A 24,475-nucleotide genomic window follows, 5' to 3' on the forward strand; every position below is an offset into this window, starting at 1 on the left:
TTTTCTTTAAGAAATGTCTACAAATATTTACTTGAAAAACTTAAGTTTGTAAGATTGTAACCCTCTCTTATTTAACCAGTATATACCAAATGATAATTCAAAAACAATTTTAATAAATTAATATGTAAGAATTTTTTCATAATCAATAATAATTCATAAAAATCCTTTTCAATATGTCTTATGAAGGACCTCATTCAAAATAGGTATTTGCCGTGCCACCCATCCGCTCTTACACATACATTATGATGAATTCAACCAAATTTAGAGAACGGAGGATATTTATGTACCCCTACACCCCTTATCATTATCAAGGTCAATATGACGGACAAACGCAATATCAACCATATATAGAACAAACTGAACAAATTGATCCATATGATCCAAACAGACAATTTCAAATTCCAATTTCATTCCCAGGTACTGGTGGCCGTCAGTTAGAAAGACGAGTAAATGAGCTAGAGCAACGCGTAAATCAATTAAATCGTCAAGTAAATCAACTTCAAAACACAGTAGAACGCCATATACGTAGACTTAATCGATTAAATCAACGTTTACGTACTGTAGAGAACCGACTAAATATTCCATTTTCAGCACTTGAAGATGGATTCTAATTAATAAAATAAAAAAAACTATAGGGAAGGAGGCTCCTTCCCTATAGCCCCAATTAATAGGTAGTAGTTCTCCAATATTCGTTTTCTCTTATTAAATTGACGAAAGTTTTCTCCATCTCTATACTGATAAGAGTCAATGAAATGAAACAAGGTGATAAATATGGATTTTGAAATAAATTTCCTTTCTTTCTATGTCGTACAAGTAGAAGGAAAAGGTGAACAAGCAGATAAGCGATATAAGCATTTCCAAACGTTAGATGCTGAAGAATATGAAGATAGCCCTTTAAAAGAATTCTTAGATGGTGAATTATTAAAAATATCTAAACGTAAAGTAGAACGCCATGCAAAAACCGAACAAGCCCCAACAAAGATCGGTCGATTTATTGTAGAAGCTGGGCACGAATTCGATTCCAATCCTCATTATAATTTATTTAATCGTATCCGATTTGCAGAAACGAAAGAGAATTTCAAAGATATGAGCGAACCTCTCGTTTATACATATATCGATACAAGCGCAGTACGTGGTGGTGTATTTTTAGTTGCTCAGGCAAAATTACGTAAATACTTTGACGACCCGTTCGTATTCGTTATGAAGTGTGACTTCGAGCCAAAAGTTGCTTCCATTTCTGATGAAGCAACACTTATTCATAACGTGGAAATGGCAATTACAACAAAAAATATGAAATCCATTCAATACCCATATATGCCGGAAGAAGGCATGGTAGAAGTAGGCGAACTAAAAATACACCAAGCATCACACGCCCGCTACTTTGAGGATTTCTTAAAATTCGTAGAATACGAACGTTCCATGCCTGAAATTATGAAAACACAAGTTATGGATATGGTATATGACCAAATCGAAGATGTATTTGAAGAAGGCACAGAAGAACGCGAGCAATTTGACCAAGCAATGGAAGTATGGGCTGCAAGTCCGAAGCGTGAAATTATGGAACAGTTTTCAACGGAAGAAGTACTGGAAGCCACAGCGCAAATCGTCGAGCATGCCCCTGAGGTTGAACTGAAAGTAAAAGCAGATCATATTTCTGTGAAGGCCTTACTTGCAGATTTCGGGGATCAGATCCATATTGCGAAGGTAAACGATAGGTATGTACTCATGATTGAAGCGGATACACTTACATTTGAGAAGGGATTCTCTCCTATTGAATTTTTGAAGCCAGATGAGTTGCAGGATGTGATTGAAAGGATTGAGAAAAAAGCTTCCAACCCCAATCAATATTAAAAGTTACATTTTGATCGAGCGCTAATTTATAGTGCTCGATTATTTCCACTCACATTTCTATCACCGCGTTACTACAGTATTAAAACCTCCGATTAGAAAAATCACCAACTTAGAAAGATGATGTATGAAGACGAGCTCAAAGTGAGATAACCAAAAATAAAATTTAAAAGCCCACTTATTAATAAGAATAATTATTTCATTCACCTCAAAAAATACTACAATTTCACAAATTAGATTTTGGAAAACTTGTATACATATACTCCTTTTTCTACTAATTAAAGAAATCTAGGTAAAAGGATACGCCTTATAAAAATTATTTCCAACAGCCGACCTAACTTTTGACTATACATCATTCATTTCTTCTAATACGCGTAATTGCTGGTTTCCTTTCTGTACAGCAACAGTAAAATATTCCTGTAAAAGCAAGATTGTATCATCATGAATATAATACCGTTCCATTATATGTTCCCATGTCTTGCTATTATAAAAATCCTCCCAATTAAATTGAACATGCTCTTTTTTCTTTAATTCTTTAAATACCCATCTTTTCATTTTCTTTTTTGCTTTTTCGGTCAATACACCGTTCTTAGCAAGTACGAGCTCCTCATTTCTTTTATATCGCTTATAAATATCCTTTTCCTTTGATACTTTAAGAAAGATATTTACGGTGTTCTTAGCGTCTGCAAAGGCACGGTGCTGTTTGCCTTCCCATTCTAATGTGAATTGCTCCACCGCAAATTTCAAACTTGGTATATGTATAAATAATTGCTCATATGCTTGAAATACAAATTTTTGCAAATCAAATTTCCTTTCATTCTCTATATTAGGGCATTCTATATTATGTAGTTTACAATCTTGCGCAAGAAATCTATAGTCCTCCTTCCCCCATGTTATAAACATATAGTCACCTCCAGCAAATTGAAGAAATCGCTCCATTACCTTTGGAAACTTTTCTACCCCTTTTAAATCTTTCTTTGTAATTCCCGTTAATTTTGTTGTATGACGAGTCAGAGGTGCTATCGGTTTAACAAGTGAAGAAAATCTCTCAATAATACGCATTGTACTTGCTTCTACCTTAATTGCTCCAATATCAACCACTTCCAATGGATCTTCCGATTTATAAGGCCGAAAATTCCTCTCAACATCAAATACAATATAATATTTAGGTTCATTCAAGTCACATACCTCTTCCTTGTCTAATTATAGTTTTAACTATATAGTCCCCACTGTACCAGTACAAAAAACAAAATTTCTAAAAAAGATTACAGGTTATTTTTTGAATTTTAAGACAAAAACACCCAAAAATTTTTATAAAACTTCAATCCATGTTTTTTCTTTATCTTCGTCAAATTATTTTCAATGATATATACTACAGGATAAAATGGATTAAATCCAACAAAAAAAAGAAGAAGGGAAATCCCTTCTCCTTTTAATTCAATTACTTCTTAACTACGTTAGTAGCTTGTGGTCCACGGTTACCTTGTTCTACTTCGAAAGTAACTTCTTGACCTTCTTCTAAAGTTTTGAATCCTTCGCCTTGGATAGCTGAGAAATGAACGAATACGTCTTCTCCGCCTTCAACTTCGATGAATCCGAAACCTTTTTCTGAGTTAAACCATTTTACTTTACCGTTTTGCATGAAAAAATCCTCCTACAATGTACCTATATGTACATATTCATTTTCGACCACTTTACAAAATAATAAGGACATTAAAAAACTGCAACCTCAGAGGAGATTTAACATTGCTATCCTCCTCTGAAGTTACAGCTCATTTAAATCTCTATATTATTAAAAGTAAAATGGTTTATAATTACTATATCATATCAATATAATAAAAGTAAAGCTGAATTCCTTATTTTTTTTGTAGATCTTACACAATGCTTTTCTCCCAGTGCATCACTTTCGATTTTCCAGCCCCTGCTACAACATAATTTTCCCTTTCATTAACAATTCGCTGGCTATGTCCTTTGATTGATCCACACACCATAATTAACCCCTCTCTCTATTTGTATAAAAAAAGCACGACTGACTATTCTTGTCACTCGTGCTTTTTTCTTATTTTTTAAAAATGCCAAATGGCTTTCCTACTGGTAATACAACTTTTCCGAAATGTGTATTTAATACAGCTGCTGCTGAACCATAGAAAGATAGTAATGAAATACATAGTTCAGAATACGCTGCTAAGCTATGCATAGCATGTGGCATAACACCTAAAGTACTAAATGAAAGACCAATAAATAAGAAATCAATAAGTACAAAAATCATAAATAATACTTTATGTGTTTCCATTGCTCCAATTGTCATAAAAATCGTAAAGATTAAATATCCAATGAAGGCTACTCCAAGTTGTTTTGGATCTACAGCTTGTGCTAATTTTTCACCGAATACACCTAATTGAATTAACCAAGACGTTCCAACGCCTAGCCAAAACAGACCATATGCACCAAATGCAGTTGTACCGAACGTATTATTATGCTTTGCATCGTGAACGCAAGCAAAAAGTTGTGCAAATCCTCCTAAAAAGATTGCCCATGGCAATACAAATGCAACACCATCCGTTAATCCTAATTTTTGTGATGATGCTACAAGTGTTACCATTGCTAATCCAAATAGACCAATTCCAGATGGATCCGCTGTTGTCATTTTTACATGATGTGTAGTTTGATTACTCATAAAAAACCTCCTGATTTTGAACACATACTTGAATACAATACTGAATTCAGAAGGCCATGTCAATGGTTTTTATTGTATGTCGTCAGACTTCATACTTTTGTAGCGATGCACGATCATTTCCGCTACTTCATACGGCTTGATATTTAGATGTAATAGCTCTTTTATAGGGATCCAAACCGGAATATATTGGCCTCTATCAATCCTTGTAAATTCTTCACCTTTTCCTGAACCAAAAAGACCTCCAATGATACGGGCTTCATAAAAATACTGCGTACCTTTATACTCATACTTCGTAACAAGCTTTTGAATTTCAACGTGCACGCCCAGCTCTTCATAAACCTCACGTATTGTCGCTTCTTTAGGTGTTTCATTTTCTTCAATTCCCCCACCTGGAAATACAAAATACACTTCATTGTTTCGAATACGTTTTATTAGAACAATTTGTTCCTTCTGTATAATGAGAGCTGCACCTCGATTTCGGATCACGCTATCACCTCAACCCCAATCGCAACTGTCCCCCATTTTTGCTCTTGTTCTTTTGTATATATTTCATATGTACTTGTTAGCATCTCTTCTAAACTCCAATTTGCACAGTCCATCAACTCTTTATCAATATCCTTATACATTTCTTGAAATGTTTTATAACATTTCAATTCCGTTACCTTTACACGAATTGTTTCTTTTGTTGTTAAATTTATAAATTCGATTTCATCATCTTTTTGTATATTCTGACGTTTTTTGTCATATAAACGTACTTCAAATACCTTTTTTCCAGATTGAATAGATTGAAACGGCTCATCATATAGCCCCATTTTATGTTGCACTCTTCATCACCCTGCTTCATTATATCATGTAACCCTTCTTCGTTTTTTGATTTTTCCGTCATTACACTCCTCCCCTTTCTATTGTGGTAAAGGAAATATCACACCATATACAAAACATTCATAAACTCTCCAATATATTTGTGATTCTAATCACTCCGACCTCCTTCCTAAACCATTATGCTAAAAACATCCAAATGAACAGAGGAGTGTTTGATATGACTATACCTTTTACAAAAACATCTATTGTTGGTGAAATAGTTACTACTTTTCCACAAGCAAGTGATTTATTTAAAAAACATCGCATTGATTTTTGTTGTGGCGGGGACAAAACAATCGAAGTAGCGACACAAACAAAAGAAATTTCCCCTGATGAACTTTTAAAAATATTGAATGAACAATACACTTTATATCAGTCAAAAAATAATGAATCTATAAACTGGAGTGAAGTTAATTTTTCAACACTAATTGACCACATTATCCAAAAACATCATCGCTATATTCAAGAAGAATTACCGCAACTAAGTCCATATGTAACAAAAGTATTTCGCGTACATGGTCAAACAGGGTCTCATTTAAGTGCCGTTCACCGACTTTTCCATGAGTTAAAATTAGAACTGGAACAACATATAATCAAAGAAGAAACTCTTGTATTTCCACTTATCAAAAAATACGAACAAAACCCAACTCAAGAAAATTCAGTTTTGGCAATCGAAAAGCTTGAAGAATTAGAACAAGAGCATGATGGAGCTGGCGATCTTATAAAAGAATTACGAATTATTACAAATGACTTTACTCCTCCAGAGCATGCATGTCGCACATATCGCATGGTCTATAATCGTCTAGAGGATTTTGAATCCGATTTATTCCAACACGTACATCTTGAAAACAACATTTTATTCAAGCGATTACTTGCTATCCGCTAAAGCCAATAAGCAGCGAGGATTATTTTCCGCTGCTTATTTTTTTCTTTAACTCCAACTATAATCTGCTACTAATTACTTCATTTATAAAAAAAATCCTCTATACTTTATAAATAGATTATGTACACCACATAATTAAAAAATCCCTATACATATGAGAGGAGTTCAATATACTATGAGATATGTTATTGTAACAGGTACTTCACAAGGATTAGGCGAGGCTATCGCTACACAACTACTAGAGGAAAATACACAACTTATTTGTATTTCTAGAGGACAAAATGAAAAACTTCTTGAAAAAGCAAAACAAAAAGGTATTTCTTTCACATTTCACGCAATCGATCTCCAAGATGTACATCATTTAGAAACTCATTTCGAAACAATCTTTTCATCTATCGAAGAAAAAAGCGTCTCTTCTATCCATTTGATTAATAACGCCGGTACACTTACACCAATAAAGCCGATTGAAAAATCTGAGAGTGAACTTTTGATCACAAATGTACACATTAATTTAATCGCACCGATGATTCTTACTTCATCATTTATGAAACATACGAAAAATTGGAAAGTCGACAAACGTGTTATCAATATCTCCTCAGGTGCTGGACAAAAACCTTACTTTGGATGGGGTGCTTATTGTACAACGAAAGCTGGTTTGAACATGTTTACACAATGCATCGCTACAGAGGAAGCTGAAAAAGAATATCCTGTTAAAACCATTGCCTTTGCACCAGGTGTTGTGGATACAAATATGCAACAGCAAATTCGCCAAACAGAAAAAGAAGATTTTACTAACTTAGATCGATTTATCGCTTTAAAAGAAGAAGGAAAATTACTTTCTCCTGAATATGTTGCAAAAGCTGTTGTTCATCTTCTAGAAACTCAAGATTTTAAGCAAGGTGGAATAATTCGGATTGATGAAAATTAGTTTCATAGCAAAAGGCTCGCTTGTATGCGAGCCCTTCATTACATCGGTTCTAAAAATATTAATACAGATTCCATTATCAGTTCATATCCTATCTCTTGATAAATCTTATTTGAAGTCGGATTCGCTAAGTCCGTATATAAAGTAGTTGTTTTATAGCCTCTTTCTAACATATGTTGACTAAGAGCAGCTACACAATTAGAAGCATACCCTTTTTTACGTTCGTCTTTCGGTGTATATACAAAATTTACTGTAATATTACTCTTAGTTGGTCTTGTAATTGCAGCTACCGAAACCAATCTTCCATCCACTTCCCACCCAAACAATCGATTTGTACTTACTAATGTATTTGCAGTTTGTTTGGCTTTTTCTTCCGTAGTAGGTAATTGAACGTCTTCACAAAATTGGTACACCCACTTTTCAATAGATGGTAATTCACTGCTATTTATTTGACAGAAAACACCATGCGCATCCCATTTTTTCTTTACTTTTTTTAATTCATACACACCTTGATTCATACGAATAGAAAGCTTCTTTTGTTCTAGTTGTGCAATCTCTTCCGCTAATTGTTTCACCACTCTTTTTTCACCGATCAATCCAGGTATATCTGGATACACCTTTGTTAATTGTTTCGCTATTTCCTGTATAGTCCCCCCCGAAACTTCGGATTTAGCAACAATCATTTTCTGCTCCTCGGTTTGAAAAAATATGAGAGCAATTTTTTCATTTTGCTTTGCCACTGCCATAAACAACGGATTCTCCGTGAACTGTAACACACCTAATAATAAATTATTCTCTTGTTCATTCCTTTCTAAAATAGGAGTAACTTCCTCCTTAAAACAAGAAACTTCCTTATATATCTGTAATTGAATCATCGACAATCTCTTCCTTCTATTTATATTTAAATAGAATATTAGCGACTAATTCACTAAATCCTGCTTTTATGATTCAATAATATTCAAGACTTTCTCCATCACTTCTTTTTCAGCTTGTAGCATCCGTTGTTTTTCTTTGTCAAATTTAATTTCTTCTTTCTTAAAATCCTCTTTCCTCTTTCGAATCATGCGTATCATTTCCGTTTTACTCGGCCCACCGTATACAGTTCGTTTTTTAACAAATGCTTCAGGTGATATAATGTCATCCCATTCTTTTTCTGAAAGCGTTACATGAAAGTTGTCTTGTAGGTACATATTGATTTCAGAAAAATTTAGTTCATACAACTCTTTTTGTTGCTGTATAGACATTTTGGCAATATAACTTGCAGCATGATGAGCGCGCCGAAAAGGAATCTTATAATTTTTGGTTAATGTTTCTGCCAGATCTGTTATCGTAATCGCATGTTTAAACGATCGATTTCTTAAAACTTCATCTTCCACCTTCATTGTTTGAATCACTGCATTCATTATACAAAATACACGAATTGCTTTTTCAATTCCTTCATATAAATAAGGTTGCAAATCATCCTCTGTATCTACAATGTCTCCAAATGGTGTATTATGAATCATTTGAAATACAGTGAAGGTTTCTCCAAGTACACCGCTAACAAGAGCACGAGCATGTTCAATAGAAACAGGGTTCCGTTTTTGTGGCATTATACTGCTAATTTGTACATACGGACTTGCAACAGTAATCCCATTGTATTCTTTTGTTGCTAGTAGTAAGAAGTCATGGAGCCATCGACTGCTATTTGTCATTGCCACCATAATTGTCGCACTTGTCTCTAATAAATAATCTGCGCTCGCAATAGCGTCATATGAATTTTCAATAACACTTGAAAAACCGAGCAACTTTGCAACTTGCTGTCTATTTATAGGAAAGCTTGTAGTAGATAGAGCAGCTGCTCCTAAAGGAGATTGATTGACAAGATGATATAGGTTCCAAACTCTCTCTAAGTCCCGCTGCATCGTATCATATATCGCTAACATATAGTGACCAAATGTTGTTGGTTGCGCGGGTTGTGTGTGCGTATAAGCCGGCATGATTGTTTCTATATGTTCGTTTGCCACTTCTAACATACTTTCTTGTAAAAGAAGAAAATGCTCTATATACCGTAATAAATAGCGGCGCAAACTCATTCGATACATCGCGACTCCCATATCATTTCGACTCCTGCCGATATGCATATTACTTACAAAATTATGATTCGCTTCTTGCTCAATTAAATGTTCTACTAAAAAAAAGAGATCTTCATGTTCCTGCTCATACAATAATTGACTCTTTGGGATTTGCGCCACTTTCTCTAACGCTGTTAAAATAACTTTTGCATCTTCTTGCCTCATTAATTTTTGTTCCACAAGCATGATAATATGAGCCCGATGAATCATAAACATCTCTTGCAATAAATAATCTCGCTGAAATTGAAACACATGCTGTAACACACAGTTTGCATAGGTTTTTCCAGGGAAATTAGCGCCTTCACTCTTTATAAATTCTTCGTTACCCTGTTTCATCACTTTTTCCCCTTTCGCCCAGTTATTTACTAATCATCATACCCAGAGCTTCTGAAAAGGTGCTTGTATGAAGTGAAACTTTCATTAACTGAACAAAAATAACCCCGGTGCTTCACGCATCGGGGTTATTTAATAACAGTTGCATCATATTTTTCACTTTGTAACACTTGGAAATGTAGATTTCGCAAGTGCTTACGAAGCTCTACACTATCATCTTCATTCAATTGGTTTGCTAAAAACACTATTTCTGTACAATTCCCAAGTTTATCAGTGGCATAAACCGCTTTTGCTAATGTCCACGGCGTATACCCATTTTTTTGCCCAGCATGTCTAAATGACTTACGGTACTTTTTTGCTTTCATGTCCGTTTCAACAAGATTCGCCCACTCTTTTTCTTCAGCATCTGTAAAACCTTTTTTATGATTCGCTTTTTCCAAAAGCACCATATAATCATTTGCGGATGCAGCTGGCAACTTGTCTGACCATATTTTTTCATATTTCTCTTCTAAATATAGCGGAATTTCTTTTTGTAATAACGGCCCTTTCTCTTTTAAGCGTTCATGTATTAACACAGCATAACGACGGTATTCTTCTGGGGGCATTTCTTTTAACTTTTTCTCTAATTTAGATTTTGGAATATGCAATTCCTTATGCAAATATCCTGGAATATATAAAGAAGAAACAATAGGAAATAACGGTTGATGCGAAGGAAGTGATAAGTTTTGTAAATTTTGATTAATATGATCTAATCCAAGTTGATCCATTAAATACTCTGTATTGGCATTAGAACTAAACTTTATCATGCCTTTTGCAACTTCCTCTAAAGAAACTGCATTTCCATCCATTTTACCAGTTCTTATTAAATACTTTTGCCAACGATCCTGTGCACCACCATCTGTATTTGGAATATAGTAACGATTTACATCATCAATCGACACATAACTATTTGGATCAATTCTCCCATCTACAACTTGTTTCGTAAATTCAATTGCGACAATTAGCTTCATCGTGCTCGCAACCGGTAACACAACATTTGGATTAACAGAATAAACAACTTTGTCATTTCGTTTTATAAGTAAGGCACTATTTTTTTCATCTTTATGTTCTTCAACAAATGAAGCAATAAATTGAGCATCATCATTATTAGAACTCCAAACTTTTTTCACTAAAAAGTTACCGGATATAAGCACTATGAATACACCAATGATTCCCGCACATATTATAACTTTTCTCAAGTGAATTCCCTCTCCCAATTCATATCTTTTATCTTTTATCTTTTATATATAGTTATACACAAAATAATAGAGACGATTATCTAAATAATCGTCTCTATTATTTTAACTTGTAATCTTATATTATGTCTATGTCATAATTCGAACAAAATTTTCAACAAATTTCTTATAATTTAATTTCCACCCAATTCTTACCCAATTTTTAAGTGCTTTTGCATCAGGTTGTGGCCTGAAGTCAGCAATACTTTCACCTTTTGCACTACCTTCTAAATCAACTTCTACTTTCCGATATACATATTCAATCATTGAAGGATTTACAACTGCCATTATCGTAAGCACATCATGAATGGGACTTCCTGTAATTTTCGGATTTATTTTCTTATATGCTTTATAATAATATTGAAATATAGGTTCAATTAATTTGTTAAATGCAGTTTGTGAATGTTTTTTTATATATTGCACAGTTTCAGGTGTAACGATTGATTCACTTGTAACATTTAGAGGGATTAATGTTACGTTTTTTGCATACTGCATGACTAAATTTACAGCAAGTGCATCACCATGAAAATTCGCCTCCGCTACAGGGGTAACATTCCCTGGAATAAGGAAAGCACCGCCCATACAGTAATATTCTTTTACATTTTGCATTATATCTTTCCCTAATATAAACGCCGTTGCTAAACTTGTTGATCTCCCTGTATCCACAATAATAATTTCTTTTTTATAACGCTGAATTATGTCAAAGATCGCACAAAACGATTTGATATTTGGTTGAATCGTTTTCGGAGGGCGAATTGGGCCTAATCCTTCCGCTCCATGAATTTCCGGATAATATGTTGTAAATTCACCCGACAATGGCATTTTTGCTCCATTTATAATAGATATATCTTCTCTACCTGCTAATTGCATTAAATACGCTGCATTACTCGTTGCTTGTTCTTGTGTTACATTTCCATATCCAGTTACAATCCCAACAATTTCAATCTCAGGATGTAACAGCCCATACATAATGGCTAAAGAATCATCAATCCCAGGATCCCCTAAAAAAAGTACCTTTTTCATAGGCTTCAACTCCATCCCATCAATTGTTACTACTTTATGAATAACCAAAAGGATGCAGAATAAAAAACTTCATTTTCATCATAACGTAAAACTTAAATCATCTCCTACTAATCAGGCTTTTACATGCATTCTGGTCCCTAGCCTAAATTCTTATCTTGTACTGAATTTTGAGGTGAAGTCTTACGGCTCACGAATAGCCGAATAAAAAACCACAGTGCTTTTCACCTTTGAAAGCACTGTGGTTTTGTTTTACTATTTCTATTCTTTTTTCACCGTCAATACACTGCCAATTATATAAGCAATAAAAGCAAAACAAATCGGAAAGACTACTGTATGTATATGGAACGGATTTGGGAACCAAAGATGGATGACTACATAAGATCCTACTCCAACTATTATGGATGCAAGCGCACCACATGCATTCCCTCTTTTCCAATATAATCCTAAAACAATTGGCCAAATAAATGCTGCTTCTAAGCCACCAAAAGAAAATAAATTTAACCAAATTAAGAAATCTGGTGGTTTAATAGCTGCTACGTACACAAGTAAACCAACGATTCCAGTAATCCACAAGCTTCCTTTTTTGATAGCTGTATCAGTAGCCTTTTCATTGATGTAGTTCACATATATATCTTTAATAATTGATGAACTTACAAGTAATAAAAGTGAATTTACAGTTGACATAATGGCAGCCATTGGGGCTGCCAAAAAGACTCCAGCAAGCCAAGGTGGCAATACTTCCATTGCAAGAAGCGGCATCACTTTATCTGGTACCGTTACGCCTGGAAGCACCACGCGTGCAAACACACCCGTTAAATGCATACCAATCATAATTGTACCGACAACAATTGTTCCGATAATTAAAGCTTGATGCATTGCTTTTGAATTTTTATAAGACATCGCGCGCACGCTAATTTGTGGTAATCCAACCACACCAACACCGATTAATATCCAAAATGATGTCACATACGTTTTCGTTAAACTACCATCCGCTCCAAACGGCGTAATTAAATTCGGATTAATTTGAACAAGTTCCTGCATAATCTTTTCAATTCCGCCACCAGCAATCACCGTTGCAATTAAAATAATTGTCGTTCCCGCCAACATAATAATGCCAAGCAATGTGTCAGATAAAGCAACTGCACGGAATCCACCAATTAAAACGTATATAAGTACGGAAAATGTAAAAAGAAATAAAGACGCTGTATACGAAAGACCTGTTAACGATTCAATTAACCTTCCGCCTCCAACCCACTGAGCAACTGTTGCTGAAAATAAAAAGATAATAATACATAGTGCTGAAAGAATGACCACTGCTTTATGATTATATCTTCCTTTTAAGTAGTCAATAAGTGTAATTGCCTCCATCTTTCTTGCAATGATTGCAAATTTTTTACCAATTACCGTCAAGACGATGTAACCCGTTACAACCTGGATTGCCGACAATAATACCCATCCAAGTCCCATATTATATGCAATTCCAGGTCCCCCAATAAAACTACTCGCACTACCGTACGTAGCAATCATTGTCATAGCTAATAATAAGCCGCCTAGCTCACGTCCTCCAAGAAAGTATTCTTGTAAAAATTTATTATGAGCCGTTGCTTGCACACGCCTTGATGCATATACACCAATTAAAAATACAACGATAAAAGAAATTATCATTGGAATTATTACGTACCAATTCATTCATCATTCCTCACTTTTTTCTTCCTCATCGAGCGAAATATCTTGAAATGCAAAACGCACGATTAAAATAAGAAGTATAACTACTACAACAAAACCGACTATACAACTATAAAAAAACCATGCTGGAAAACCTAATACATATGTATATTCACTTGGATCCTTACTACCAAGCCCATAAGCAAACCCATACCATATTATAAAATTAATAAAAGCAAGTCCAAGACCCATTAACGCTTCTTTATGGGCAATTCGAAAGCGTGGATCATCATGATAATCCTTCATTTTCTCCCTCCTCTCACGATGTATTATTGTAACATTGTTCTTCTAGTTTTTCCTAATAGAAAAGAAAAATTAGAGGGATTTTTTTAAGATACAGTAGCAAGTCCGGTATTACATATTTTTTACAATTGTAACAAAAATGAAATTTGAATTTTCAATCTTCTTTATTTATGATTTAAATTAGAGGTCTTTCAACTAGTTTTTCACAACCCTATTGCAGGAATAAACGCCGTCTCGCACTGCGTTTACACTATATTTCCAAGGGGGTTATACAATGAGTCAATTAGCTGCAAATCTTCATGAAAAAGTAGAGCAGTTTCTTCAAGGAACAAAAAAATTATATGTGAATGGAGCATTCGTCGAAAGCGCTTCCGGTAAAACATTTAAAACTCCTAACCCAGCAACTGGTGAAACACTTGCAATCGTTTCGGAAGCTGGTCGAGAAGATATTCATAAAGCAGTAATCGCTGCTAGGATTGCATTTGATGAAGGACCTTGGTCCCGGATGAGTGGCGCCGAGCGCAGCCGTCTTATGTACAAACTTGCAGATTTAATGGAAGAACATGCAGAGGAACTGGCACAACTTGAAACATTAGATAACGGAAAACCAATCCGTGAGACGTTGGCAGCAGATATTCCTCTTGCGATTGAACATATGCGTTATTACGCTGGCTGGGCTACAAAAATTGTCGGTCAAACTATTCCAGTTTCCGGTGAATATTTTAACTACACGCGCCATGAAGCAGTTGGTGTTGTTGGACAAATTATCCCATGGAACTTCCCTCTCCTAATGGCAATGTGGAAAATGGGTGCTGCCCTTGCGACTGGTTGTACAATTGTACTAAAGCCAGCAGAGCAAACACCTCTTTCTGCTCTATACTTAGCTGAATTATTTGAAGAAGCTGGTTTCCCAAAAGGTGTTGTCAACATCGTACCAGGATTTGGCGAAACAGCTGGACAAGCGCTTGTGAATCACCCTCTCGTTGATAAAATCGCATTTACAGGTTCGACTCCTGTTGGTAAACAAATCATGAGACAAGCTTCTGAAACACTAAAACGAGTTACATTAGAACTTGGTGGTAAATCACCAAATATTATTTTGCCAGATGCTGATTTATCTCGTGCAATCCCAGGTGCACTTTCTGGCGTTATGTTTAACCAAGGACAAGTGTGCTGCGCTGGATCACGTTTATTTATTCCAAAGAAAATGTATGACAATGTTATGGCTGACCTTGTTCTGTATTCGAAAAAATTAACACAAGGTGCAGGTCTAGATCCTCAAACAACCATTGGGCCTCTTGTTTCAGAAGAACAACAAAAACGCGTTATGGGATACATTGAAAAAGGTATTGAAGAAGGTGCAGAAGTACTTTGTGGTGGAAACAAACCATACGAACAAGGCTATTTCGTCGCTCCAACTGTATTTGCAGACGTGAACGATGAAATGACAATTGCAAAAGAAGAAATTTTCGGCCCTGTCATCTCCGCATTGCCGTTTGATGATATTGATGAAGTAATTGAACGTGCAAATAAATCATCATTTGGTCTAGCTGCTGGTGTATGGACAGAAAATGTAAAACATGCACACTATATCGCAAGCAAAGTCCGCGCTGGTACTGTATGGGTAAACTGTTATAACGTATTTGATGCAGCTTCTCCATTTGGTGGATTTAAGCAATCTGGTCTTGGCCGTGAAATGGGATCCTATGCATTAAATAACTATACAGAAGTGAAGAGTGTTTGGGTGAATCTGAACTAACGAAAAGGGCCTGACTCATGCAGTCAGGCTCTTTTCCCATTAAACTTGTAATCCACCACTCACATTTAATACCTCGCCTGTAATATAAGACGCATACTCTGAAGCTAAAAAAGCCGCTGTATTTGCGATATCTTGTGGCGTTCCAATTCTTCCAACTGGAATTGCACCAACCATCTTCTCTTTCACTTTATCTGGTATGGTTTTTGTCATACTTGTATCCATAAAACCGGGACAAATGGCATTACAAGTAATACCAAATCCACCCACTTCTTTCGCTGCCGTTTTTGTTAATCCAATGACACCTGCTTTCGTTGCGGCATAATTTGCCTGCCCAATATTCCCTTCTCTACTAATTGAAGAGATATTGATGATACGTCCAAATTGTTGCTGCCTCATATAAAGAAGTGCTGGTTGCATACAATAAAACACACCCGTTAAATTCACCTGCAACACTTGCTCCCAAGCTGATTTCTCCATTTTATGTAACATCGCATCTCTTGTAATTCCAGCGTTATTCACTAAAATATGTAACCCGCCGAATGTTTGAACCGCATATTCAATTAATGATTTCGCCTCATTTTGATTACTTACATCACAAGGATATAAACTCACTTCATACCCTTGTTCCAAAAATTCATTTATTGTTTCCTTTAATTTCTCTTCGTTTACATCGCTAATTAATACCTTTGCTCCAAGCTTTGCAAACGTACGAGCAATCTCCTTACCTATCCCTTGTGCTGCCCCTGTTATAACCGCTGTTCTCCCATTTAAAAAGTCCATTATTCTCCCCCATTTCTATCGCTTATACTGTATATTTCGGCTTTCCCTTTTCCAAATCCTTTTTGTATAAAAAAGTCTATTTGTGTCAAACTAAACTTGCAACATAGCATAAACACAAGGAGATTGTGTCGAATGAACAAAAAGGATTTAAAGCGAAAAATAGCCTCTGATGGCATTGATGTCGAGTTCTCACGTGAGCTCGCTGACCAAGATGACTTAGAAGCAAACGCTCGTGCAGATGCCGCCGACGCACGTCAAAAACACCAATCAACAAAAAAATAAGGTGTGATTCATTACCTTGTTCTTTTCAATTGGAACCTACTACCAACAAAAATAAACCGAGACAAATTCTCGGTTTATTTTCTATATTTTTTTATATAGTGAGCAAAAGTAAGAAGGGGAAATATATAATGATAGCTATGATAGTGAATGTAAAACCCACCTGATAGCCCTAAGCCTGTAGGATAATCTTGATTCTCCATTGATTGTGTAAGTAAATAAGAAATCCCTTTTCGAATGGTTGGTGTTTCTATATCATAATAAGCAATAAGCGCATCGAGTGCCCATGCTGTTTGTGATGGTGTACTAAAAGGTAACGAAATAAATTGTCTTTCTATACTACTTCTGCAAGACTCGCCCCAACCTCCATCTCTATGTTGAATATTCTCTAACCATGCGACTGCTTTTTGCAAAGCTGTGTGATTAGGCGAGACTCCTATAGCACGTAAACCTGTCAGAGCTGCCCAAGTACCATATATGTAACACACTCCCCATTTTCCATACCACGATCCATTTTTCTCCTGTGCATTGATTAGCCATCTTATTGCTCGATTTCTTCGTTCACCTTGTAATTCATGTGACGCATACCTTCCAAAAAACTCCAATACCCGCCCTGTAATATCTGATGTAGATGGATCTGTAAGCATATCGTTTGCATTTTCAAGAGGAAAATGCGTCAGTAAATGATTGGTTACACCCTTTTCAAAAGCCGCCCAGCCCCCATCAATATTTTGCAATCCTCTCACCCATTGGATTCCTTTCTTCCACGCTCCTTCTACTTTTGGATTCCCTCTCCTACTTCGTGCTAACGCTCTAAGTACAGCTGTTGTATCATCATTATCCGGAATTGTCGTATTTATATCTGAAAATCCCCATCCCCCAGCTTCAAGTGATGGAGCATGTACACTCCAATCTTTTTTCTCTTTATGTTGTTTTTGCAGTAAATAACCTGTTGCTGTTTGAATTATTTTGTTGTCATGCGTTACACCCGCTTCTTGCAACGAATAGCTTAATAAAGCCGTATCCCACACTGTAGATGGTGAATTTTGAAGATGTAATCCCTTATCCATATTCCATATATAAGATTTCAATCCTAATACTGCCTTTGAAATAAGCGGCGACTGAATTGAATGCCCAAGTGCAAGTAGCGCATAAATCATGTAAAATGTAGCACTCGCATAACTGTATAATGTTCCATTTTCATCAATCCGCTCAATCATAAAACGCTCTGCTTCCCTGTCCCCTTTATGATGCAAAGATAAGGGGTATGATAAAAACTTCTTCACATCTCTAATTAGCGTTTGAAACAGCGATGAACGTTCTTCTCGGAACCACTGCGTCTTACTCACTCCTGAAATATGATCTAAATTAGGAAGTATTGTACTTGACACAGTAAATCGCTTATTCATGCAAATCATCGCCGGAATTAAGTGAATACGGGCCGAACTACTTAGCTCAAATATACTGAGTGGGGAATCTTCGGGTAAAAATAAAATCGGTGTTGGAAAGTGAAACAACGAAGGATATTCATATCCACCATGAAGCGCTAATAAAAATTTTGTCATAAAGTGAGCGTGTGTAATCCCACCTCGTTCACGAATAAATACTTCCGCACGTTTCATATTTATATCTTCTTTCGTGTATCTTCTAGAAGCGAGTAAAGCCGCATATGCCTGAATTGTAGCGGATAAGTTACCGACAGATTCGTCTTCGTATAACTTCCAAGTTCCTTCATTTGTTTGAAGAGATGCCAGTCTTGCAACAAACGGCTCTATTTCTTGATCTTGACCTAATAATTTAAGCAAAAAAATCATATGGCAATCTGTTAATGGAGAACCTTCAAAACAAAATCGCCATGTTCCGTCTTGATGCTGCATCGTTTGCAGTGCAGTAATTTTCCGATTGACTTCCTGACGCACTTTTTCATATAATAACACTCTTTTCACCCACCCTTTCTAAATTCGTATACCATATTCCACTTTACAAAAAATTATGTATAAACAAATAAAAGCAGAACATATAAAAATACATGTTCTGCTCATAAACAATATCCAATTGCAACTACAATACCTAATATAGCTCCCACCACAACTTGATATGGTGTATGTCCGACAAGCTCATTTAATTTCTTATATTCTGTTTGTCTACCGTGAAAAAAATCATTTAAAATCTTCGCCTGTTTACTTACCGCAAGTCTTACCCCAGATGCATCATACATTACAATAATTGCAAAAATAGCGGCCACTGCAAATACCGCACTCGTTACACCTTCCACCATCCCAACACCTGTCGCTAATGCAGTAACTGTTGAAGAATGAGAGCTTGGCATTCCTCCAGAAGCAAAGAATTGTGCGAAATCAAATTCTCCCGCCTTGATTAATTTAAAAATGACTTTCGCTAGTTGCGCCAAAAACCAAGCGAGTACAGCTGCCATCAACGGATCGTTATGTAAAATTGTTTCCATTTTTCCAGCTCCCTACTTGCAGTAATGGAAATTCTATACTTATAAGTATAAAGAAAAAAGCGTAGAAAATACTACGCTTTATGATACTTTTGCTGATTTATTTTTAAGAAACTTCGGTTGCTTTTCCAATAAAAACTTTGTTTTAGCGACCGAAAATATGAAAAGTGCAATCCAAATAAAGAAAAATGCCGTCATATGTGCCGATGAAAAATGCTCATGGAACACAAAAACCCCTAAAATAAGATTAATAGTTGGTGCAATATATTGTAAAAACCCAATCATATATAGTGGAATAAGTTGTGCTCCTTTGGCAAAATAAAAAAGAGGTAATGCAGTAACAACCCCCGCTCCCATTAAAAGTAACGTTGAAGTAGACGAAATAGAACCAAACGAACCAAAACCATGGTCACCAATCATAACTAAATAAATGACTGCAAGAGGCGTCACAATCATTGTTTCCATCGTAAGTCCTATCATTGCATCATAATTCAGTAACTTCTTTGTTAATCCATATAATCCAAATGTAAACGCAAGTGAAAGGGCAATCCATGGAATTGAACCGTATCGGAACGCTAAAATAATAACACCTATTCCCGCCAAACCAACTGCAACATATTGCCAAAAGTTAAGTTTTTCTTTCAAAACAACTGTACCAAGTAAAATACTTACAAGAGGATTAATATAATAACCAAGACTTGCTTCAATGATATGATTTTGATTCACAGCCCATATGTACACAAACCAATTCCCACTAATTAAAATAGAAGCAATCGTTAATGATGTTAATAATTTAGGTCGTTTAAAAAGACTCACAAGCTCGCTCAGAAATTGCCCCATTCGCTTTGATACTCCTAAAATTAGTAACATAAAAACAAATGCCCAAACAATGCGATGCGCTAATATTTCTTCTGCAGGAACTTCCCCCACCCATTTCCAGTAAATGGGGAGAACTCCCCACATCATATAAGCACCCGCCGCATATAAAATCCCTTTCTTTTGCAGTGCTTTTTGACTCTCCATCTTCCCTTTTCTCCTCTTCTTTTTTCTCTTCATTATAAGGTGTAGCTTTAAACCTTTACAAATATTCTCTCCCTATCTTTTTCGACAATATAATTCCCTTTTCAAACAACTTACTTATCATTTATATATACATGCTTTAGAACCTAGTAAAAACAGCTAAACTCCTTTTAGAAACCTAATTGGTATCACCTCAACCTAAATCAGCCATATAGCATATGAGGTTATAGCAACAAAAAGCGGTATACCAATTTTAAATTTATTTTTATGAGTTTTATGGTGAAAAACATACATTCCAATCCACGTTCCGATTGCTCCCCCTGCTGCAGACACTAAAAACAATGTACTTTCAGGGGTACGCCATTGTTTTTTCACAGCCTTACGTTTATCAAGCCCCATCATCGAAAAAGCAATGACACTCATACACAATATATACATACATTTTACGAACATTATTAATTCTCACTTCACTATCTTTTTTAATTTAATTCTTTGTACAATAATAGATTTTTTATTTATATACAAATAAAAATCGCTGTAGACAGTAAAGAATTACTTGTAAACAAGCTATCTTTTCAGCCTACAGCTGCTATTTCAATTATTTATCCCACTATTCGCAGGAAGTAAAGCTAAATTGATAAGGGCTAACACCCCATACACTTTATGCCCCATTTCCCCTTACATTACTATGCTTTTTAGCATACACAAAATAAACCAAAATACCTATTATAATCCAAACCATAAAACTGATTAAAGTTACTTTAGAAAGATTTAAAGCTAAATACATACAACTGATTATTGACATTATCGGTAAAAAAGGAACCAATGGTGCACGAAATGGCCTTTCAATATTTGGGTGTGTTTTACGGAGTACAATTACCGCAATACATACAAATATGAAAGCTGTTATCGTTCCCACATTTACTAAATTCGCCAATAAATTCAAATCTACAAGCCCCGCTAAAAGTGCTGCGAGAACCCCTGTAATCCACGTATTAAGAAATGGTGTTTGAAAACGTTTATGTACACTTGAAAGCTTTTTTGGAAGTAATCCATCACGACTCATTGAGTAAGATACCCGTACAAAAGCAAACATAGCTACCAAAAGAACAGTAGTTAAACCAGCAATGGCTCCTACTGATAACAAACCTGCAATTTTATCCTGTCCTACAACACGCAGCGCATAGGCGACTGGATCAGCTACATTCAATTCAGTAAATGGTACCATTCCTGTTAAAATAAATGAAACACCAATGTAAAGAATTGTACAAATACATAACGATACAAGAAGACCAATCGGAACATTGCGCTGTGGGCGTTTCACTTCTTCAGCTGCTGTAGCAACTGCATCAAATCCTAAAAAAGCAAAAAATACAGTAGCTGCTCCTCCAATAACACCATGAAACCCAAACGGAAGAAATGGTTGCCAATTCTCTGGTTTTACATACTGTCCACCTACAATAATAAATCCTACAATAACTGCAAGTTTAATAATAACCATTATATTGTTAATGCGTGCACTTTCTTTCGCACCACGACTTAACAAAAATGTAACAACTAAAATAATACAAACTGCAGGTAAATCAATGATTCCACCTTTCCCCATGCCCGGTGCCGAGGCAACAAGAGTAGGGATTTTAATATGAAATCCTAGAAGTAATGATTGAAAATAAGCGGACCACCCAGCTGCTACTGCAGAGGTCGCTAATAAATACTCTAACATGACACACCAACCAACTATAAAAGCAAAAATTTCTCCTAATGTAATATATGTATAAGAATATACACTACCGGACACTGGAACAGTAGAAGCAAATTCAGCATAACAAAATGCCACACAGGCACAAACAAGTGCAGCCAATACAAAAGATAGAACAATTGCTGGGCCAGCATGTTTCGCTGCCACAATACCCGTTAATACAAAAATACCAGTTCCAATAATTGCCCCGATTCCTAAAAGAGTTAAATCAAATGCTCCTAACGTTTGATTCAACACCCTTTTCTTTTCTTCATTCATTTCCTTTTTAATTAATAGACTCATTAGTAGAAACCTCGTTTTCAATATAATCCCTTACTAAGTACAACCTCTTCTATTCCGTTTTAGAGTTTTTATAATTATTATTTTTAAATAACTAGAAATTTTACTTATTTCCAAACTAAATTTTTTAAAAATGCAAAAATTCAAAATATACATTTAAAATTACAATGTGATATTCTTGCAAATGATGCATCACTAAGAAACAGAATTGAATTTATCATATAATTAATTCAATTGTCAATAATAAGAGCACTCTTTTTATAATGGATAATTATGTAACAAAAAGTATTATTTCATAATTTAAAATCATGCGATTCTAATCATCACCAGGTATATCCCCTGATTTATTTTTCTAATATTAATATTCCATTCACTACACCCTACAAGATACATATGCACTCCACTATTTCATAATCGAAATTGTTTTTGTGAAATAAAAACTATAGTTACTTGATTGTATCTTAACTCTATTATTTGCATGATTTAAATTTCATATCATACATTTACTTTTTATTATTAATTCAGAAAATAAATTTTTGGTTGCTATATAAATTTCGTATTAGTATAATAAAAAACGTTGTGAATATAACAATTTTAAAATTCAGAATTTTCTTTGTAACAATATGGTATTGTAAAGAATTATTTCAATGGAGGTTTTAATTTGGCAAATAAAGTACCCTTTTCTCGTGTCCTTGTAATCGGCCTTATGTTATTTGCACTATTTTTTGGTGCTGGAAATTTAATTTTCCCAGCTATGTTAGGCCAAGCAGCTGGGCATAATGTGTGGACTGCTACTGCTGGATTTTTAATTACAGGAGTAGGTCTTCCTTTGTTAGGCGTTCTAGCATTTGGTATTTCTAATAGTGATGATTTACAAACATTAGCGAATCGTGTTCATCCTTGGTTCAGCGCTGTGTACACATTTATTCTTTATTTAGCAATTGGTCCGTTATTTGCACTCCCTAGAGCTGGAAGTGTTTCTTTTGAAATAGGTGTAAAACCATTTTTATCTAACGGAACAGAGACGTTTGCATTACTTATTTTCACAATCATTTTCTTTAGTATTACATGTTGGTTCTCATTTAATCCAACGAAAATTGTAGATGTTGTGGGGAAGCTTTTAACCCCTATCAAGCTTACATTCATCGGGATTTTAGTAGTTGCGGCGTTTGTCCAACCAATCGGCCCTATTCAGGCACCTGCAAAAGAATTTGTGAACAATTCTTTTTTTAAAGGTTTCCAAGAAGGCTACTTAACAATGGATACACTTGCATCTTTTGTATTCGGCATTATTATTATCAATGCTATAAAAGAGAAAGGTACTTATGATAAAAAAGAAATAGTGAGCGTTTGTGCAAAGGCTGCTGGTATTGCAGCAATTGTATTAACAATTGTTTATACTTCACTTTCTTATATGGGGGCCGCTAGTGTATCTAAACTAGGGCACCTAACAAATGGAGGAGAAGTATTAGCTAAAGTAGCGAATTATTATTTTAGTTCTTTAGGCAATTTATTGTTAGGCTTAATGATTACTGTTGCATGTTTAACAACAAGCGTCGGACTTGTAACATCATGCTCTTCATACTTTCATAAAGTATTCCCGAAAATATCTTATAAAACATTTGCTGTTATACTTTCTGTTTTTAGCGCATTGATTGCAAATCTTGGTTTGACAGAATTAATCGCGGTTTCTGTACCGGTACTTACAGCGATATATCCACTTGCAATTATGCTAATTGTTTTAACATTTTTGCACCCCATATTTAAAGGTAGAACTGAGGTATATCAATGGAGCTTACTCCTAACTTTTGTCGTTAGTTTGTTTGATGGACTAAATGCAGCAAATATCCCTATTCAAGCAATCAATGTTACTTTTTCTAAATTTCTTCCTTTATACGATGCAGGTTTAGGTTGGATCTGTCCTGCATTTGTTGGAGGATGTATTGGTTACTTCATTTATGTATTCCGAATGAAATTCATTACGAATACTCCGAAAACAAATCATTAAAAAACCATGCAGATAAAAATCTGCATGGTTTTTCCTAATCTTCCATTTCTATTTCCGTATTGTTCTTTTCCACATGCTCATTACGTAATTCTTCTTCCTGCATTTCCATAGAAATCATCGCATGGTAGATCTCCGGATATAATCCAAATATTTGATATACGCTTCCTAAAAACGGCACTTGAACCCCTCTTTTCAAAAATGATATGTCTATACTAAGGGTTCCC

Annotated in this window: 25 protein-coding genes; 7 read left to right on the top strand and 18 right to left on the bottom strand. The window is 35.2% G+C overall.

From position 1 onward, the window contains the following. The first annotated feature begins 281 nt into the window (after positions 1 to 281). Both CN288_RS06350 and CN288_RS06355 read left to right on the top strand, forming a co-directional pair. Positions 282 to 611, top strand: a complete 330-nt coding sequence (locus tag CN288_RS06350; protein WP_098301988.1) for a hypothetical protein — start codon at positions 282 to 284, stop codon at positions 609 to 611. 160 nt (positions 612 to 771) lie between these two features. Continuing rightward, a complete protein-coding gene (locus tag CN288_RS06355) occupies positions 772 to 1,851 on the top strand; it encodes a DUF3900 domain-containing protein (RefSeq protein ID WP_026591582.1) in 1,080 nt (359 codons plus the stop codon). 342 nt (positions 1,852 to 2,193) lie between these two features. On the opposite strand, the gene CN288_RS06360 is transcribed toward CN288_RS06355, so the two are convergent. The 5 genes from CN288_RS06360 to CN288_RS06385 all read right to left on the bottom strand — a co-directional run bounded on the left by CN288_RS06360 (position 2,194) and on the right by CN288_RS06385 (position 5,349). Next, the gene (locus CN288_RS06360) at positions 2,194 to 3,027 is read right to left on the bottom strand and encodes an exonuclease (RefSeq protein WP_098301989.1); all 834 of its coding nucleotides are present in this window, start codon (positions 3,025 to 3,027) and stop codon (positions 2,194 to 2,196) included. 262 nt (positions 3,028 to 3,289) lie between these two features. Beyond that, complete coding sequence (gene cspB / locus CN288_RS06365) at positions 3,290 to 3,490, bottom strand: cold shock-like protein CspB (RefSeq protein ID WP_003198964.1); 201 nt, start codon at positions 3,488 to 3,490, stop codon at positions 3,290 to 3,292. 417 nt (positions 3,491 to 3,907) lie between these two features. Next, positions 3,908 to 4,525, bottom strand: coding sequence for an acetate uptake transporter (locus CN288_RS06375; RefSeq protein ID WP_026591584.1), 618 nt, complete (start codon positions 4,523 to 4,525; stop codon positions 3,908 to 3,910). A gap of 69 nt (positions 4,526 to 4,594) precedes the next feature. Beyond that, positions 4,595 to 5,011, bottom strand: a complete 417-nt coding sequence (locus CN288_RS06380; protein WP_026591585.1) for an NUDIX hydrolase — start codon at positions 5,009 to 5,011, stop codon at positions 4,595 to 4,597. After that, positions 5,008 to 5,349 (bottom strand): ASCH domain-containing protein, encoded by a 342-nt coding sequence (locus CN288_RS06385; RefSeq protein ID WP_026591586.1) that lies wholly within the window; start codon positions 5,347 to 5,349, stop codon positions 5,008 to 5,010. The genes CN288_RS06380 and CN288_RS06385 overlap by 4 nt, the downstream gene beginning before the upstream one ends. A 215-nt stretch (positions 5,350 to 5,564) precedes the next feature. Between CN288_RS06385 and ric the strand changes: the two genes are divergently transcribed. Continuing rightward, entirely contained in the window at positions 5,565 to 6,272 is a 708-nt protein-coding gene (ric, locus tag CN288_RS06390) for an iron-sulfur cluster repair di-iron protein (protein ID WP_098301990.1), read from the top strand. A 172-nt stretch (positions 6,273 to 6,444) separates the two neighbouring features. Beyond that, positions 6,445 to 7,197 carry a (S)-benzoin forming benzil reductase gene (locus CN288_RS06395; protein ID WP_098301991.1) on the top strand — a complete coding sequence of 251 codons (753 nt, stop codon included), beginning with the start codon at positions 6,445 to 6,447 and terminating at the stop codon, positions 7,195 to 7,197. Positions 7,198 to 7,235: 38 nt separating this feature from the next. Here the strand turns inward: CN288_RS06395 and CN288_RS06400 are convergent, their stop codons facing one another. The 6 genes from CN288_RS06400 to CN288_RS06425 form a co-directional block, all read right to left on the bottom strand. Beyond that, a complete protein-coding gene (locus CN288_RS06400; RefSeq protein ID WP_098301992.1) occupies positions 7,236 to 8,069 on the bottom strand; it encodes a GNAT family N-acetyltransferase in 834 nt (277 codons plus the stop codon). A 66-nt stretch (positions 8,070 to 8,135) separates the two neighbouring features. Beyond that, positions 8,136 to 9,644: an argininosuccinate lyase gene (gene argH, locus CN288_RS06405; protein ID WP_090691839.1), complete on the bottom strand. Its 1,509-nt coding sequence runs from the start codon at positions 9,642 to 9,644 to the stop codon at positions 8,136 to 8,138. Positions 9,645 to 9,769: 125 nt separating this feature from the next. Then, positions 9,770 to 10,879 (bottom strand): serine hydrolase, encoded by a 1,110-nt coding sequence (locus CN288_RS06410; protein WP_090691835.1) that lies wholly within the window; start codon positions 10,877 to 10,879, stop codon positions 9,770 to 9,772. A 126-nt stretch (positions 10,880 to 11,005) separates the two neighbouring features. Further along, complete coding sequence (locus tag CN288_RS06415) at positions 11,006 to 11,938, bottom strand: nucleoside hydrolase (protein ID WP_098301993.1); 933 nt, start codon at positions 11,936 to 11,938, stop codon at positions 11,006 to 11,008. Between the two features lie 258 nt (positions 11,939 to 12,196). Beyond that, positions 12,197 to 13,627 (bottom strand): sodium/pantothenate symporter, encoded by a 1,431-nt coding sequence (gene panF / locus CN288_RS06420; RefSeq protein WP_026591593.1) that lies wholly within the window; start codon positions 13,625 to 13,627, stop codon positions 12,197 to 12,199. Positions 13,628 to 13,630: 3 nt separating this feature from the next. Next, entirely contained in the window at positions 13,631 to 13,909 is a 279-nt protein-coding gene (locus CN288_RS06425) for a YhdT family protein (protein ID WP_026591594.1), read from the bottom strand. A gap of 271 nt (positions 13,910 to 14,180) precedes the next feature. Between CN288_RS06425 and CN288_RS06430 the strand changes: the two genes are divergently transcribed. Then, a complete protein-coding gene (locus tag CN288_RS06430) occupies positions 14,181 to 15,665 on the top strand; it encodes an aldehyde dehydrogenase family protein (protein ID WP_098301994.1) in 1,485 nt (494 codons plus the stop codon). A 39-nt stretch (positions 15,666 to 15,704) separates the two neighbouring features. On the opposite strand, the gene fabG is transcribed toward CN288_RS06430, so the two are convergent. Next, positions 15,705 to 16,445 carry a 3-oxoacyl-ACP reductase FabG gene (fabG, locus tag CN288_RS06435; protein ID WP_026591596.1) on the bottom strand — a complete coding sequence of 247 codons (741 nt, stop codon included), beginning with the start codon at positions 16,443 to 16,445 and terminating at the stop codon, positions 15,705 to 15,707. 132 nt (positions 16,446 to 16,577) lie between these two features. Here fabG and CN288_RS06440 point away from each other — a divergent pair, with 132 nt between their 5' ends. Then, entirely contained in the window at positions 16,578 to 16,727 is a 150-nt protein-coding gene (locus CN288_RS06440; RefSeq protein WP_026591597.1) for a YfhD family protein, read from the top strand. A gap of 74 nt (positions 16,728 to 16,801) precedes the next feature. Here CN288_RS06440 and CN288_RS06445 read toward each other — a convergent pair whose 3' ends face one another. The 5 genes from CN288_RS06445 to CN288_RS06465 form a co-directional block, all read right to left on the bottom strand. Continuing rightward, entirely contained in the window at positions 16,802 to 18,661 is a 1,860-nt protein-coding gene (locus CN288_RS06445; RefSeq protein ID WP_098301995.1) for a terpene cyclase/mutase family protein, read from the bottom strand. Between the two features lie 101 nt (positions 18,662 to 18,762). Further along, positions 18,763 to 19,188 (bottom strand): divergent PAP2 family protein, encoded by a 426-nt coding sequence (locus CN288_RS06450; RefSeq protein ID WP_026591599.1) that lies wholly within the window; start codon positions 19,186 to 19,188, stop codon positions 18,763 to 18,765. Positions 19,189 to 19,266: 78 nt separating this feature from the next. After that, positions 19,267 to 20,208 (bottom strand): EamA family transporter RarD, encoded by a 942-nt coding sequence (rarD, locus tag CN288_RS06455; protein WP_098301996.1) that lies wholly within the window; start codon positions 20,206 to 20,208, stop codon positions 19,267 to 19,269. Positions 20,209 to 20,403: 195 nt separating this feature from the next. Further along, positions 20,404 to 20,658 (bottom strand): DUF1294 domain-containing protein, encoded by a 255-nt coding sequence (locus CN288_RS06460; protein ID WP_141527930.1) that lies wholly within the window; start codon positions 20,656 to 20,658, stop codon positions 20,404 to 20,406. 208 nt (positions 20,659 to 20,866) lie between these two features. After that, complete coding sequence (locus CN288_RS06465) at positions 20,867 to 22,246, bottom strand: APC family permease (RefSeq protein ID WP_026591602.1); 1,380 nt, start codon at positions 22,244 to 22,246, stop codon at positions 20,867 to 20,869. 658 nt (positions 22,247 to 22,904) lie between these two features. Between CN288_RS06465 and brnQ the strand changes: the two genes are divergently transcribed. Continuing rightward, on the top strand, positions 22,905 to 24,251 hold the full coding sequence (gene brnQ / locus CN288_RS06470) for a branched-chain amino acid transport system II carrier protein (protein WP_026591603.1): 1,347 nt from the start codon (positions 22,905 to 22,907) through the stop codon (positions 24,249 to 24,251). A gap of 34 nt (positions 24,252 to 24,285) precedes the next feature. On the opposite strand, the gene CN288_RS06475 is transcribed toward brnQ, so the two are convergent. After that, positions 24,286 to 24,429, bottom strand: coding sequence for a hypothetical protein (locus CN288_RS06475; protein ID WP_026591604.1), 144 nt, complete (start codon positions 24,427 to 24,429; stop codon positions 24,286 to 24,288). Between the last annotated feature and the right edge of the window lie 46 nt (positions 24,430 to 24,475).

Origin of the sequence: Bacillus sp. AFS023182 (assembly GCF_002560575.1) — a bacterium.
Classification (GTDB): Bacteria; Bacillota; Bacilli; order Bacillales; family Bacillaceae_G; genus Bacillus_A; species Bacillus_A arachidis.

Coding starts and splice junctions, on each gene's coding strand:
- CN288_RS06425 (WP_026591594.1), bottom strand. CDS start 13,909: ATGAAGGATTATCATGATGATCCACGCTTTCGAATTGCCCATAAAGAA.
- panF (WP_026591593.1), bottom strand. CDS start 13,627: ATGAATTGGTACGTAATAATTCCAATGATAATTTCTTTTATCGTTGTA.
- fabG (WP_026591596.1), bottom strand. CDS start 16,445: ATGGACTTTTTAAATGGGAGAACAGCGGTTATAACAGGGGCAGCACAA.
- CN288_RS06465 (WP_026591602.1), bottom strand. CDS start 22,246: ATGAGTCTATTAATTAAAAAGGAAATGAATGAAGAAAAGAAAAGGGTG.
- ric (WP_098301990.1), top strand. CDS start 5,565: ATGACTATACCTTTTACAAAAACATCTATTGTTGGTGAAATAGTTACT.
- rarD (WP_098301996.1), bottom strand. CDS start 20,208: ATGGAGAGTCAAAAAGCACTGCAAAAGAAAGGGATTTTATATGCGGCG.
- CN288_RS06375 (WP_026591584.1), bottom strand. CDS start 4,525: ATGAGTAATCAAACTACACATCATGTAAAAATGACAACAGCGGATCCA.
- CN288_RS06415 (WP_098301993.1), bottom strand. CDS start 11,938: ATGAAAAAGGTACTTTTTTTAGGGGATCCTGGGATTGATGATTCTTTA.
- CN288_RS06395 (WP_098301991.1), top strand. CDS start 6,445: ATGAGATATGTTATTGTAACAGGTACTTCACAAGGATTAGGCGAGGCT.
- CN288_RS06350 (WP_098301988.1), top strand. CDS start 282: ATGTACCCCTACACCCCTTATCATTATCAAGGTCAATATGACGGACAA.
- CN288_RS06400 (WP_098301992.1), bottom strand. CDS start 8,069: ATGATTCAATTACAGATATATAAGGAAGTTTCTTGTTTTAAGGAGGAA.
- CN288_RS06355 (WP_026591582.1), top strand. CDS start 772: ATGGATTTTGAAATAAATTTCCTTTCTTTCTATGTCGTACAAGTAGAA.
- CN288_RS06450 (WP_026591599.1), bottom strand. CDS start 19,188: ATGGAAACAATTTTACATAACGATCCGTTGATGGCAGCTGTACTCGCT.
- CN288_RS06460 (WP_141527930.1), bottom strand. CDS start 20,658: ATGTTCGTAAAATGTATGTATATATTGTGTATGAGTGTCATTGCTTTT.
- CN288_RS06430 (WP_098301994.1), top strand. CDS start 14,181: ATGAGTCAATTAGCTGCAAATCTTCATGAAAAAGTAGAGCAGTTTCTT.
- cspB (WP_003198964.1), bottom strand. CDS start 3,490: ATGCAAAACGGTAAAGTAAAATGGTTTAACTCAGAAAAAGGTTTCGGA.
- argH (WP_090691839.1), bottom strand. CDS start 9,644: ATGAAACAGGGTAACGAAGAATTTATAAAGAGTGAAGGCGCTAATTTC.
- CN288_RS06440 (WP_026591597.1), top strand. CDS start 16,578: ATGAACAAAAAGGATTTAAAGCGAAAAATAGCCTCTGATGGCATTGAT.